General features: G+C 60.6%; 6 protein-coding genes. 2 read left to right on the top strand and 4 right to left on the bottom strand.

Annotated features, from left to right (window positions below; translation table 11 throughout):
- Positions 1-6 precede the first annotated feature (6 nt).
- From M0412_RS23050 to M0412_RS23035, 4 genes are read right to left on the bottom strand one after another with little or no spacing between them, the layout of a single operon-like run.
- Complete coding sequence (locus M0412_RS23050) at positions 7-246, bottom strand: MbtH family protein (RefSeq protein WP_110760101.1); 240 nt, start codon at positions 244-246, stop codon at positions 7-9.
- 14 nt (positions 247-260) lie between these two features.
- Positions 261-1,736, bottom strand: a complete 1,476-nt coding sequence (locus M0412_RS23045) for an aspartate aminotransferase family protein (protein ID WP_269702844.1) — start codon at positions 1,734-1,736, stop codon at positions 261-263.
- On the bottom strand, positions 1,733-2,629 hold the full coding sequence (locus tag M0412_RS23040; RefSeq protein ID WP_269702845.1) for a class I SAM-dependent methyltransferase: 897 nt from the start codon (positions 2,627-2,629) through the stop codon (positions 1,733-1,735). The genes M0412_RS23045 and M0412_RS23040 overlap by 4 nt, the downstream gene beginning before the upstream one ends.
- Positions 2,626-7,194 (bottom strand): non-ribosomal peptide synthetase, encoded by a 4,569-nt coding sequence (locus M0412_RS23035; protein ID WP_269702847.1) that lies wholly within the window; start codon positions 7,192-7,194, stop codon positions 2,626-2,628. The genes M0412_RS23040 and M0412_RS23035 overlap by 4 nt, the downstream gene beginning before the upstream one ends.
- Positions 7,195-7,489: 295 nt before the next feature.
- Between M0412_RS23035 and M0412_RS23030 the strand changes: the two genes are divergently transcribed.
- The gene (locus M0412_RS23030; RefSeq protein ID WP_346348734.1) at positions 7,490-9,769 is read left to right on the top strand and encodes an AMP-binding protein; all 2,280 of its coding nucleotides are present in this window, start codon (positions 7,490-7,492) and stop codon (positions 9,767-9,769) included.
- A 41-nt stretch (positions 9,770-9,810) separates the two neighbouring features.
- Positions 9,811-14,370 carry a type I polyketide synthase gene (locus tag M0412_RS23025; protein WP_269702848.1) on the top strand — a complete coding sequence of 1,520 codons (4,560 nt, stop codon included), beginning with the start codon at positions 9,811-9,813 and terminating at the stop codon, positions 14,368-14,370.
- Positions 14,371-14,387 lie beyond the last annotated feature (17 nt).

Here is a 14,387-nt window from a genome sequence, read left to right as displayed (position 1 = left end):
CACGTCCTATTCTTGCACGCTGGTTGTGTTTACTGCCTCGCCGTCCATCAGCCGCCGCAAACTCAAGGGGCGCATGTCGGTCCACTCCACCTCGATATGATCGAGGCACGCCTGCTTCGATCCGGAAAAGCCGCTCGGTCGCCACCCTGTCGGGACCGCCTTGTAGACCGGCCATATCGAATATCGCTCCTCGTCGCTGATCACGACGTTGTAGTGCAGGTCTTCAGCCGGGGTCTGGGAACTCATGGTGGTCACTCCGATCAATGTCTGTCGATAAGACGATGGTCCGCCAGAGCCGTCAGGCCTTGCAGAACAGCGTCGTGAACAAAGGTAATGTCGTCATCGCTGTGGGCGGTTGAGAGAAAACCGCCGCGATCTCCGGCACGAAGGTGAACGCCGGAGGTCAGAAGAAGGAAGGAGAGCATGGTGACAGCCTGCGGCGAGATGCGGCTGCGGGCAGCGGATATGGCAAAGAACGAACCGAAGCTCATGAACGCAACGGGCAACCCCGCATCCCTGAGCGTGCCGTTCAGCCGTTCCACGAATGCCTGGGTCCTGGCGTTGAGGCTTTCTTGCAGGGCCGGTCCGTTTTCCAGCAACCGCGTCGCAACCGCCTTTGCGGCTGCGAGCGCCAGCGGATGGCGGCAATAGGTTCCGGCAAAAAATGTCGGGGCCACTTTCGGGAAGGAGCTGTCGCCGTAAGCCCATGCTCCGCCATCGACGAAATCCATGAACCGCCCCTTGCCGGCGATGAGCGACAGCGGCAACCCGCCGCCGGCGATTTTGCCATAGGTGGCAATATCAGCATCTATGCCGAAATGGGACTGCGCGCCGCCGGGTGCGACGCGGAAGCCGGTGATCATCTCGTCGAATATCAGCGCGCTTCCGGTCTTTTGGGTCACGCTTCGCAACTCATGCAGAAACTCGCGCGGCTGCAGTTCCGGGTTCCGGCTCTGAACGGGCTCGACGAGCACACCGGCAAGGCTTTCGCCGTGACGCCTGATATAATCGATGGAGCGGGGATTGCCGTATTCCAGCAGCACGATATCGCGAGCGGAGGAAGGGGCGACGCCCGAAAAGCCGGGAACTGCTTTCGTCAGCACCATGCGTTTCAGGAGCGGCTTCAGCGCCACCAGCCATGCCGGATGAGACCGCAGCAACGCGCCCCTGCGGATATATTCCAGTTTGGTCGCCTTATGTAGGGCAGGGTCGGAATGGCCGTGATACGAACCTGTAAACAGCACGATCTTGTCGCGCCCCGTTGCTGCACGGGCGATGCGCATGGCCGTCTGCACGGCTTCGGTGCCGGTATTGCTGAATGTGACGCGGTCTTTTCCGGTGATGCGGCAAAACAGTTCCGCGGTCTCGCCGGCCAGATCCGATTGCGGCCCAAGTGCAAAGCCCTTGGCCAGCTGCGCTTCGATTGCCGTGCGGATAAAGGACGGATTATGGCCGAAGAGATTGGTCCCGAGGCCCATGAGAATATCGACATATCTGTTGTTGTCGATGTCCTGCAAATAGGCGCCTTCCGCGTGGGTGGCGACGATGGGATACAGGGCCTCTTTGGTTTGCATCGTGAAGGGAAGGCCGATCGAGCTCTTGTCCGAAAGGAAATCCCGGTTATAGGCGGCGGCGCGCTTCGAACCCGGTGTCTTGAGATTGAAGCTGGCAACGATTGTGGTGACAGGGTCGGTCGCGGGGGCAGTCGCTGGGCCGGGATTGTTGTGAATATTCATTCGACGGCCTCCTGTGTGACTTCCTGCCCCGCGCCGTCGCCGGCAATCTTCGTGCAGAGGAAGTAGACCGCCCTCTCGTCGGTCACCGGACCGCCATCGGTGCTTCGCATTTTCACCGAAAAGCCCGATGCCCGGAGAAGTTCGGTCACGGTTTCCAGATTGTGCCCCCAGACAGGGTTGGTCACGGAGTGACGCTGCCAGTTCTTTCCGGGAATGCCGAAGCGGGCGATGAGAGCGAGCCGCCGGCGATTGGAAAGCAGCCGGGCCGCCAGCCTGTATGCCGCCTCCACCGGGGAGAAGCCCGCCTCTTTTGACCTCGTATGGATTTCAACCGTGAAGGACCCCTCGTTCGACCGTGAATTATAACGAGGCGTGATCAGCCAGGCATAATCGTCGGTGAGTTCACCCTCAGCCGGCACATCGCGCCAGTAGCGCACCATCTGGCCGGGATGGTTTATGTCGAAAGCAAAAATTCCGTCATCCTTCAGGCAACGGCGAACGCTTGAAAAAACCTTCCGCAGGTCTTCGGGATTCTGGATGTGGTTCAACGATGCGCTGGTGCACACCACGCCGTCAAAGGGGTGTTCAAAGGTGAAATCCCTTGCGTCCCCCAGAACGAATTCAAGATCGGGCGCATTGCCGCGGGCATGGTTTATCATGTCCTGCGAACCATCCAGCCCGGTCACGGCATATCCGCGCGCAGCCATCAGCTTTGCAAGATGTCCCGTTCCGCAGCAGAGATCGAGAACCGAAGCGCCGTCGGGCAGTTGCGAAAGAACCGCGCGTGCCAGGGGCTCGATCTTCTGCTCGCTATAGCGCGGGCCAAGCGTGTGGTTGTAGAGCCAGGCCCAATGGTCGTAATTGCCGGCTTCGCTTGATATGACTGTGCTCATCGTTCACCCTGCTTTCGCGCGTCATCGGACGTCGCGTTCAGAAAGTTGGCCTTGGCAAATGCGCGCAGATATGTTCGCAAAAGCTCGAATGTCAGGGCCGGTTCGCGGAATGGTGCGTCGGACATTGCCGCCTGCGTGAGGTGGCAATCGAAGTTGCGCGTCTGTTTTTCATCGCTCTTGCCGGCGGCGGAAGGCGAGCGCAGCAGTCCCAGCAATGGATAAAGCGGGTGGTCTGGCGTTCCACGCGCCACATCGCCCAGCATGTCCTGCCATTCCCGCTGCGAAACCCGCTCAAGCTCGATCCCCTCCATTTCGCAGGCCTCGAAGAGCCGGGCGCTTGAAACGGGGGAGGAATGAATGAGATGGAAAACTTGTCCCGCCGAAGCCGGCTTGCCGGAAAGATGGACAATCGCCCGGGCCACATGGTCGACCGGCAGCATATCGAGCAGTCTTTCGCCTTCTGGCGCTGTGCCGGTGTAAAGATAGGCCTGAACCAGACGGCACAATATGTCCGAGCCGTTGAAGGCGCCGGTAACGCTGTCGCCGGATATCGCTCCCGGCCGGTAGATCGTTACCGGCAATCCCCGCTTTCCGGCTTCGTTGACGAGATGCTCCGCCACCCATTTGCTCCGGTTGTAACCGCCGGCGGGTGGGGCAAACCCTTCCACGCTCTCCAGTTCGCAGACAGGTCTGGCATCGCTGCCGGAACCGCGGCGCGGCGTCAGCGCACTGAGTGTCGAGATGTAATGAACATGCCGCCCCGCCCCGGCGCAGGCCAGTTTGAGAACTTCGCGGGTTCCAAGCACATTGGTCTCGCGCAACCGCTCATACCGATGCAGATGGTGCACTTCCGCGCCATTGTGGAAAATGCAGTCGGCATTCCGGACAATATGGTCGTAGTCTGCCGCGGCTAGCCCGAGATTTGGTTTGGAAAGCTCGCCCGTCAAAGTCGTCACACGTTCCGTCAGCACGGATTGGGGCAGGTCATATTGCCGGAAGGCCTGCCGCAGGCGGTTCATTCCGTCATCGCCACGCACCAGGCAGGTGACTTTTCTCGCAGGGGCGCGAAGCAGCTCGTGGAGCAGATAGGTGCCGAGAAAGCCGGTCGCGCCCGTCAGGAAGACGTGGGCGGTACCGCTTTCCGCTCTTGCCGTCGCACTCGGGCGGATTGCGTCATCCAGCTTTATGTCGCGCTTCAGCAGCAGGGTTTCTTCGTCGCTGCCGCTATCGCCGGCGTCTCTGGTCCGCAGGCGGTTCGCCAACGCTTCCACTGTGGAGGCATTGAAAAGATCGAGAACGCCGATATCGAGTCCGAATTTTTCTTTCGCGACGGCGCAGAAACGCGTGGCCAGCAGCGAGTGGCCGCCAAGCGCGAAGAAGTCATCGGTTGCGGCAACCTGATCAATATTCAGAACATGCCCGAATGCGCTGGCTATCCGGGTTTCCATTTCGCCTTCCGGCGCCCGGCCATCGGGGTTTGTTTCGGCGCGCGGCGCGGGAAGCCTTGAGGGATCGATCTTGCCGTTCACGGTGAGCGGCAACGCGTCAAGCCAGTCGAACGTGTCGGGCACAAGGAATTTCGGCAGGCGGTGTGCCAGCCATGCGCGGATCTCCGACGGCGTGGGTCTGACTGCCACGTCTTGATCGGTTTGGGGAACCGCATAGGCGGCGAGCCTTTTGCCGCCGCGTCCGTCGTCACGTACCGCCACAGTCGCCGAAACGATGAACGGGTGGGCAAGCAGGCCGGCCTCTATTTCCCCGGGCTCAATGCGGTATCCACGGATCTTGACCTGGCTGTCCAGCCGCCCTGACACGTGTATCCGGCCATCGGCAAGCAGCATGGCGCGATCGCCGGTGCGGTAGAGCACGCCCGCTCTCCCGTTTGTGGCAAATGGATCGGGAACGAAACGTTCGGCCGTCAGCGCCGCCCGGTCGTGATAACCGCGGGCAATGCCGCAACCGCCGATATGAAGTTCTCCCGGCACGCCGAAGGGCAACAGCTCGAGATTATCATCCAGCACATAGAGCTGCTTGTTTGCCGCAGGCCTCAGCACCGGCAGGCCGGCACGCCCGCCTCCCATGTCGACCATGCTGGCATTGACGGTGGTTTCGGTGGGGCCATAGGCATTGATGAAACGACGGTTCTTTCCCCATCTTTCGATGAGTTCCGGCATCGGAACCTCTCCCCCGACCAGAACGGTGCGCAGCGATGGCAGATCGTCGACCGGCAGGGAAAGCAGGGCGGATGGCGTCATCGTCAGGTGCGTTACCTGTCGCGTGTGCAGGATATCGGCCAGTTCGGCGCCGGGAAGCGTCGCATATCCGGGCAGAAGGAGAAGTCTGGCGCCGGCGCCGAGACTCATGACGAGTTCGGGAATGGAGGCATCAAAACTGAAGCTGAAGAATTGCAGCACACAATCGCCGGGCCTGATGTCGCAGGCGCGGATCTTGTCCCTCGTCAGATTGATCAACCCGCTATGATCGACAAGGACGCCCTTTGCCTTGCCTGTCGATCCCGACGTGTAGATCACATAAGCCAGCTGTGACGGATGCGTCACCGTTTCAAGATTGTCGGCGCGTTCGTCGTGGGGGAAATCCTCATCCAGATTGAGCCGGTCGGCTGTCGCTGGGAGATCGATCGAGCTGTGGCTGACGACAAGCCGGGCGCGTGCATCCGACAGCATCGCGCCAATCCGCTCCGCGGGATAATCCGGATCGAGAGGCAGATAGGCACCGCCTGCTTTCCAGACCGCAAGCCAGGCGACGATCATGTCGAAACCGCGCGGCAACGAGATTGCGACGACGGTTTCCGGCGTAACGCCTTTACGCTGCAACAGCCGCGCCAGCCTGTTTGCGCGCGCGTTGAGTTCGCCATATGTCAGGATGCCATCAGTTTCCGCGCACGGCATGATGAGTGCCACGGCGTCCGGCGCGCGCGCCACATGCGCTTCGAACAGCTCATGAAAGTAGTGCGGGCCAGCGTTTTCCTGCGCCGTGCTGTTGAAGTCGCAAACCCGCTGCTGTTGTTCTTCCCGTGTCAAAAGCGCAAGGGTTGCGATCGGCAGGGAGGGGTTGGCGATGATGGATTTCAGCAGTTGCTGGAAATGGCTGGCGAACCGGCCGATCGTCTCGGCGTAGAACAGTGCGGTCTTGTATTCGACCGTGCCGGAAAGCCCGGCCTCCGTCTCGCGTAGATCAAGGCACAGGTCGAGCCTCGAAACCTTGTCCTGGCGCGCCAGCCGGCGCATTTCCAGCCCGGGAAGCCGGATGCGCTCGCGTGGTGCTGCGTCGAGCTGAAATTTTATCTGAAACAGCGGGTGGCTGTCGGGGTCGCGTTGCACGCCGACCATATCGACGATGCGCTCGAACGGCATGTCCTGATGGCTGATGACCTGCTGCAGGGTCTCATGTGTTTGCCGCAGGGCCTTTTCAAAATTGCCGTAGGGATCGACACGCGATCTGACGGGGAGAGGATTGACGAACAGCCCGACCAGATCTTCCGTCTCCACATGCGGGCGGCTGGCGACGGGCGTGCCGATCACCAGATCGGTCTGCCCGGTATAGCGGTGGATCAGCAGGTTAAAGGCGGTAAAAAGCGCCGTGAACAGCGTCGTGCCATGCGCTGCGGCAATCTTGCGCAGCGCATCGGCCGTCGCTTTGTCGATCGAGAAGTCATGCAGTTCACCTGCATGGCCATGGCCTGCAGTGCGCGCCATGTCCGTTACCAGCTGCGTTGTCTGCAAAGGCTGCGAAAGGTGCTGCTTCCAGAATTCCTCGAGTGCTCCTGCCGTTTCCGCCGCCAGACGCTGGCGCTGCCATGCGGCGAAGTCGCCATATTGTATCGGCAACGCAGCTTCCGGCGTCGCGCTGCCAAACACCTGCGCGCTGTAAAACGCGCCGAGGTCTCTCAGCAGGATTTCAGTGGACCAGCCGTCGGCGCATATGTGGTGCAGCGTAAAAACGAGGACATGGCGGCCATCGCCGCACTTGACGACGAGCAGGCGGATGGGCGGTTCGGCGGCAAGATCGAAGGGTCTGCTCGTTTCCGCATGAATGACATCTTCGATTGCCGCATCGGCAGGTGAAATACTGACGACGGAAAAAGGCGTGTCACAATCTGCGGATATGGTTTGTCCGGGCACGCCCTTGTCGCTGTATATGCGGGCGCGAAGCACCGCGTGGCGGTTCATGACAGCGGCAAGCGCCGCCCTCAGCGCATCGAGGTCGAGGGTGCCTTGAACGTCGAGCGCAATGCAGATGTGATGCAATGCAGAGCCCGGATAGATCTGGTCGATCAGCCACAGTCTTTCCTGGGCGAATGAAAGCGGCGGGCGGGTCTCGTGGCGGGCAGGAATATTGTTCTGGCCGGGTGCACCGGCCTCCGCGTGCGCCATGTTGAGGAATGCCAGAATGTCGTTTTTTCTGGTCCGGATTTCGCTCATCACGGCATCGTTCAGGCGACCGTCAGGGTCCGAGCATTTCAGGCTGCCGGCGTCGATCCAGACACGGATATTGTTTTGATGAAGCCGGGTTATGAGGGTTTCGACTGGCTCGATGTAATTCATAAGCCGTCCCTTGGCTGTATCGGCGTCACGCGATCCGGAGAACCAGCGACAAGCCCTTTCAGGCTGGCGTCAAGCAGCAGTGTTCTCATCGGCAAAACAACTATTAATTGCATATTCAGCTGCCTGAAACCGGTCGTCAATTTCAATTTCTTATTCTTGACTAGGCGATTCAAGAATTATATGCAAGAGGTAATTGTTGTCATCGAGACGCGGCGAGCAGCGACGACTGCCGCTGGCGGATAAGTATGGGCAATTGGAACGGTGAGCATCCTATGGTTGCTCGTCGCGAATATTGATGTCCCGACGTCAGGAGCTTTTTCAGATGCAGATCATACCGATGTTCGCTCGAAAGCCATCTGGGGAAAGAGGTTTTATAACAATAATACATAGGCTTGAGGACATCGCTGCCGACCGTCCAGCAGATGAGGCCTTCCGTTTTTATCCTGACGATCCAGGTGCGATCGACGAAAGTCGCAGTGATGGCTGGACATGGGGGGAATTGAACGCTCGCGTTAAAATTGTTTCCGACGAGGTGTCCAGAACGGGTCTTGTCGGGCAGGGCGGCCGGGTCCTCATCGTTTACTCGCCGGGTCTCGCCTTCATCGCGGCCTTTCTCGGATGTCTGCATGCCGGTGCCGTTCCGGTGCCTGTCCCGGCGCCGCGGCGGAATGAGGGAATACACCGTTGGTTGCATATTGCGAAAGACGCCGGCATCTCGGGAATAGTGTGCGCCGCCGAATTGAAGGAGCTGCTGGAACCGCTTCAAAGGGCCGTCGGCCATGGATTTTGCCTTGCGCCTTCAGGCGCCGATCCCAATATTCCGCTGCAGGATCTTACGCCTTCCTCGAGCCTTCCAGCGGTCCTCGACGGAAGCCGGATTGCATTTCTACAATATACATCCGGTTCGACCAGTGACCCGAAAGGCGTCATGGTCACGCATGCCAATCTGATGGCCAATCTGCGGCAGATCAGCCTCGCGTTTCATTATGGCCCGGAGGATCGGTCCGCGACATGGTTGCCCCATTATCACGATATGGGACTGATCGACGGCATCCTGTCACCCATCTTTAACGGATTTCCGGTGTCGATCATGGCGCCTGCGAGCTTTCTGCGACGGCCGCTGCGGTTCCTTGAACTGGCGACGCAAAACCGGGCGACCATCATAGGCGGACCGAATTTCGCTTATGAGCATTGTGCCGACCGCTACAGTGAAGAAGCGGCCGCGCAGCTTGATCTCTCCACGGTCCGGATCGCCTATAATGGTGCGGAGCCGGTGCGCCCGCATACGCTGAGGCGCTTCAGCGCGCTGTTTGCCGACCATGGCTTTCGGCACGAAGCCTTTTATTGCTGCTATGGCCAGGCCGAAGCCACGCTTTTTCTGACCGGAAATGCCCCGTCTGATCCGCCGCAATTGCGGAGCTTCGAGCGTGAAACGCTGGCAAAGCAGGGAACGGCGCTGCCGCTCCCTGCTGGTGCAGATGAGCATGATGCAATCGAACTTGCGGCCTGCGGCCGTCCCGGAGCGGATATCGAGATCGTTGTCATGGAGCCCGAGGAAAACCGGCTGCTCGACGATGGGCAGGTCGGCGAATTGTGGATCCGTGGTCCGAATGTCACGCCCGGTTACTGGGCGAGGGCAAAAGCAAGCGCGGAAAGCTTTGACCAGAAAATTGCCGGCGAGGGTGGCTGGCGCCGCACGGGCGATCTTGGCTTTCGCCATGACGGGCAATATTTCATTACCGGCCGCCTGAAGGATCTCATCATCATCAGGGGGCAGAACCATCACCCCGAGGACATAGAGCAGACCGCCTTCTCGTCGCATGCCGCGCTCGCACAGGGGCGGGCGGGTGCTTTTGCGCTTGATGTGGATGGTGAGGAACAGGTCGGTCTCGTCTGCGAGCTTACCCGTGATGGTCTGCGCAATCTGGATGCCGAAGCCGTTCTGCACGCCATTCGCGGGGCCATCTCCCGTGTTCACAAGCTCAAGCTTGCCACCATCGTCCTCATCCGCCCCAGCAGCCTGCCGCGCACGCCGAGCGGTAAGGTCCGGCGTTTTGCCTGCCGCCAGGATCTGCTGAACGGCAATCTCAAGGTGGTCGAGCGTTGGGAGGCCGCCCCGCAGGCGAGTTTCACGCCGGTTGCCGATCCGGGTGCGGTTGTCGACTGGGCGCAACAATTGTCTCGGGTTGACCGATCTCGGCATCCGGCTTTGCTTCGGCAGTGGATCAGGGAGGAAGTTTCATGGCTTTCCCGTCTTCCTGCCGGAACCCTGCCTGCTGCAAATGCCGGTTTTTTTGATCTCGGACTGGATTCCGTGGCGCTTGTCGGCCTTGCCGGAACGCTGGAGCGTGAATTGGGTATCAGAACGCAACCGACGCTGTTTTTCGAGCATGCGACGATCGATGCGCTGGTGGAGCATCTGTGCAGCGATCTCCTCGCCCCCGAGGTAACGACGCAAGTGCAGGAGAGGTCGGCGCAGAATTCCCGGTCGGACGAAGCGGGGGAAGAAAGCGACCTGTCGTCCGAGCTGGCTGCCCTGTCATCACTTCTGCAGGCTGGAACAGGCCGAAAATAATCTCACGCTTTTCATGCAATCGATGATCGGAGCCATCGCCGATGAACGTAAAACAACAGGCCGGGGCCGGCAGTCAGCCCGATCAGGCGACATTGCTCGGAATATTGCGCGACGCGCGGGAGCGTCTGGAGATTTTCCAGAAACGCCATGATGAGCGCGTCGCGATCATCGGCCTCGCAGGCCGTTTTCCCGGTGCCGATGATATTGACGGTTTCTGGCAGCTGCTTGCCGGTGGCGGCTCAGGATTAACGGCGGTCACGGATGCGGATCTCGAAAGCGCCGGTATCGACCCGCAATTGTCGGGGCAGCCCGACTATGTCAGGGTCTGGGGTGGGTTCAGCGATCCGACCGCTTTCGATGCCGGGTTTTTCGGTTATGCGCCAAGGGAAGCCCAGCTGCTTGATCCGCAGCAACGGGTATTTCTGGAATGCGCCTGGAACGCGCTGGAACATGCCGGTTATGGAAGCGGGAAAAGCCGGGGCCGCACGGGTGTTTATGCCGGCGGTTCGCTGAATTATCACTTCACCCATATTCATTCCGACCCGTCCCTGCGCGACAGCGTGGCACCGCTGCAGGCGGGGCTCGGCAATGTTTCCGGCATGATCGCATCGCGCGTGGCTTACCACCTCGATCTTGAGGGGCCGAGTGTGGGCGTTCAGGCAACCTGTGCCACCGGTCTGGTGTCGGTGCATCTCGCCGTTCAGGCATTGCTTTCGGGCGAATGCGAGATGGCGGTGGCAGGTGCTGTCTCCGTTGGCCAGCCAAAGCCTGCTGGTTATCTCTATGAGGCAGGGGGCATCGGTGCCCCCGATGGCCAATGCCGGCCTTTCGATGCGGCTGCCAGCGGCACCATATTCACCAACGGTGTTGGCGCCGTGATCCTGAAGCGCCTTGGCGATGCGAGGGCGGCCGGCGATACGGTTTATGCCGTTATTGCCGGGTCGGCGATCGGTAACGACGGCAGCTCCAAGGTCGGATTGACGGCTCCGAGCGTCAAAGGTCAGGCGTCTGTTCTCAAGAAGGCGCTGGCCAATGCGGGCATAGCTCCCTCGGCAGTGGATTATGTGGAGGCCCACGCGACCGCGACCGCGATCGGCGATCCGATCGAACTGACCGCGCTGAACCGTATCTATGGGCCGTCGCTTCGCGCCGAAGGCCGGACTTGCCTCCTCGGTTCGCTCAAGGGAAATGTCGGGCATATGGATGCCGCGGCCGGCATTGGCGGGCTCATCAAGACTGTCCTTGCCCTGAGGCATGAATGCCTGCCGGCAAGCGGCAACTTCACGACGCCCAGCGGCGCCTGCGATTTTGAAAGCAGCCCCTTCCGGGTGGCGGCAGGCAAATCCGACTGGAAAGCCGATGCCGACAGGCCACGCCGCGCCGCCATCAGTGCATTTGGCATGGGGGGCAGCAATGCCCATGTGATCATAGAGGAAGCACCCGCACGACAGGAATCGGCGGAAGGCGAGACGGGCGCGTTGCTGCTGCCGCTCTCGGCGCGTTCGGCGGCTTCGCTCGCCGCAATGCAATCTTCCCTTTCGGATGCGCTTTCGAAAACCGGAAAACATCAGGGGGTGTCCCTTGCCGATGTTGCCCATACACTGCAGACGGGACGAGAGACCTTCAACCACCGTTCCATCACGCTTGCGACGACATTATCCGACGCCGCCGAGAGACTGAAAGCCGCCTCCGGACCCGGTTACGCCATAGGCCAGATCCCGCAGCATGACCCAAGCCTGGTATTCATGTTCTCGGGGCAGGGCAGCCAGCATGTGGGAATGGCCCGGTCACTCTATGAGCGCGAAGAGCATTTCCGGGCAGCACTCGATGAATGCCTGTCATTGATACCGGACGATCTTCAAATCCGGGCGTTGCTTCTTGCAGGGCCGGATGCCTCCAATACCGGGCTGGACCGCACGGACCGTGCCCAGCCTGCGCTATTTGCCGTCGAATATGCGCTGGCCAGAATGTGGATGCACAAGGGTTTGCAGCCGCGGGCCATGATTGGCCACAGCGTTGGCGAATATGTCGCCGCCTGCCTCGCCGGCGTGTTCTCCCTCAAGGATGCCATGTTCCTCGTGCTGGCACGGGGGCGGTTGATGCAGGGTTGCGCCGCCGGCGGAATGTTGTCGGTCATGTTGACCGAGGCTGATCTGCGCGCCCGGCTGGATGAGGGGCTGGAAATAGCTGCCGTGAATGGCCCGGGTAGCTGCGTTGTTGCTGGCGACACGGAGGTTCTGCGCCGGTTTGCCGAACGACTGGAGAAGGACGGGGCCGGCTGCCGGCTGCTCAGGACATCGCATGCGTTTCACAGTGCGGCGATGGAGCCGATTCTCGAGGAGTTTGCGGGCCTGTTCGATGGCATCGCTCTCTCTGCACCGGCAATCGATGTGATGTCCAATCTTTCCGGAAACTGGCTGCGGGCTGAGGAGGCCCGCAGCCCGGCATACTGGACCGAACATCTTCGCAGGGCGGTCAATTTCAGCGACGGGATGAAACACCTTCTCGAACTTTCCGCTCCCGTTCTGCTGGAGGTCGGGCCCGGCTCGACGCTGTCAAGGCTGGCGCGCCAGCAGGCGAATGATGATTGCCGCATCGTAACATCCCTGCCGGATGCGGCCGGAACGGTCGACGCTGCCGACCATGCGTTGCTGGCGTTCGGACAGCTATGGCTGGCGGGCATCGATGTCCGCTGGGAGGCGCTTGACGACGGATCGCCGCGCCGCCGTGTGGGTTTGCCGGGTTATCATTTCGAGCGGCAATCATACTGGATTGCGCCACCCACGGTTGGGCGGGAAACGGCTGTTGCCGCAACCCACAGACCGATGGCCGAATGGTTCCATCAGCCGGTGTGGAAGACGCGGCCGTTGAAAATCGGCGTATCGGCAGCCGCCAAAGGTCGCTGGCTTGTTTTCGGCGCGGCTCTTCCGGAAATTCCGCACGGGATCGATGCGGTTCTTGTGGGTGAGGGAGCGACATTCAGCGCTGCGGAGAAAGCCTATACGATCGATCCGGCAAGCGCCGAGCATCTCCTTGCCCTGTTCGACGATCTCGCCAAAAAGAACTGGACGCCGGATCAGATCATCAGCGCTTTCGGCTTGGCGGATACGGACCTGCCGGACGCCGCGTGGAATTTTGCGCTTGCTCTTGCCAGAACGCTTGCCGCTGGCAACCAGCGTCCGGATGTGACATTCATCGGAAGGTCCATGCACGGTATTTTTGCCGCCGATGGCGTTCAGCCCGCCAAAGCCCGGATTAACGGTCTGGCGCGAATGCTGAGCCAGGAACTGCTGGGACTATCGTGCCGCAGTATCGATGTTCAGGGTCTGCCGGACGTAAATGCCGCAAGATGCCTTCGGGATGTCGTCTCTTCGCCTCTGGTCGAAGGGGAGCAGATTTATGCCCTTCGCGACGGTATTTTGTTTGCGCTCTCCCATGAGCGGGTCGAACTCAGCGATGTTGAAGCCGGTTCCCTTGCAAAGCCCGGTGAAACCTATCTTGTCATAGGCGAACTTCTGGGAGGGCTGGGGCTGGTCTATGCCCGCGCGCTCATCAAAGCTGGAGCAAAAGTCATTCTGGCGGGTCGTGCGGGAATTCCGCTGGTGCCGGACTGGGAGCGCTGGCTTGCATCTCACAGCCCCCGTCATCCGGTCAGCCTTTTCATCCAGACGCTCAGATCGCTCGGAACCCCTGGCAAGGACTATCTTCTCTTCTCGGGGGATGTCAGTGAGGCGAAATGGCTTCGCTCCGTACTGGAGGAGGGAGAAGAAAGCCTCGGCACCGTGAAGGGTGTTTTCCACACAGCCGCGATGGGTGACCAGTATTTCGGGCTGCTCGGCAATGAAAGTTTCGACGCCAAAAGCCTTCAGACCGTAAAATCCGGTACCATTGACGCCCTTGATCGTGTTCTTGGACAGCGCAGCGACATTTTCGTGCTTGTCCAGTCGTCGCTATCATCAATCGTTGGCGGCAAAGGCCTTGGCCGATACGCCGCGGAAAATGCCTATCTGGATGCTTTCGTCTCCGCAAAAGGGCACGCGTCCGGTCCGCTCTGGAAATCCGTCAACTGGGATGCCTGCGCATCGGTTCACGCGACGGAGGCCGGCCATGCGGCCCATCGGGAAATAACCCCTGAGGAGGTCTGGCAGGTCACGGCGCTGGTGCTTTCGCAGGCTTCGCCGGCGTCAATCGTCGTCACGCCCTATGATCTCGAAAACCGTCCGGCAGCGGACGTCCAGGGTTCCGACGACGCCACGGTGAACGGCCAGAAATCCGCCCGCAGCGGGGTGTCGGCCGCCTATGCCGCGCCGCAGGGGCCGCTTGAGGAAGAAGTCGTCGCCATCATGGCGGAGCTCCTCGGGATAAATGGTATCGGCGTTGCCGATAATTTCTTCGAACTCGGCGGGCATTCGCTGCTCGCCATCCAGGTCGTCGCCCGGCTTCGAAAGCGCTTCGACGTCGAAATCCCAATGCGGGCCCTGCTTTTCGACGCACCAACGGCCGCCGGCCTCGCCAGGGTCATTCAGGAGGGTCTCGACGCCCGCAACCATGAGGCGGATATGCTTGCCTCGATGCTTGATGACGTCGAGGCCGGGCGTTGAAGACGCCGATAACGCTC

This window comes from Agrobacterium sp. O3.4 (assembly GCF_041414895.1).
GTDB lineage: Bacteria > Pseudomonadota > Alphaproteobacteria > Rhizobiales > Rhizobiaceae > Agrobacterium > Agrobacterium cucumeris.
This window is presented reverse-complemented; position numbering and strand designations above follow the sequence as displayed.

What these genes read in the sequence shown, in the direction of transcription:
- M0412_RS23025 (WP_269702848.1), top strand. Translation starts at nt 9,811, where the DNA reads ATGAACGTAAAACAACAGGCCGGGGCCGGCAGTCAGCCCGATCAGGCG.
- M0412_RS23050 (WP_110760101.1), bottom strand. Translation starts at nt 246, where the DNA reads ATGAGTTCCCAGACCCCGGCTGAAGACCTGCACTACAACGTCGTGATC.
- M0412_RS23040 (WP_269702845.1), bottom strand. Translation starts at nt 2,629, where the DNA reads ATGAGCACAGTCATATCAAGCGAAGCCGGCAATTACGACCATTGGGCC.
- M0412_RS23045 (WP_269702844.1), bottom strand. Translation starts at nt 1,736, where the DNA reads ATGAATATTCACAACAATCCCGGCCCAGCGACTGCCCCCGCGACCGAC.
- M0412_RS23035 (WP_269702847.1), bottom strand. Translation starts at nt 7,194, where the DNA reads ATGAATTACATCGAGCCAGTCGAAACCCTCATAACCCGGCTTCATCAA.
- M0412_RS23030 (WP_346348734.1), top strand. Translation starts at nt 7,490, where the DNA reads ATGTCCCGACGTCAGGAGCTTTTTCAGATGCAGATCATACCGATGTTC.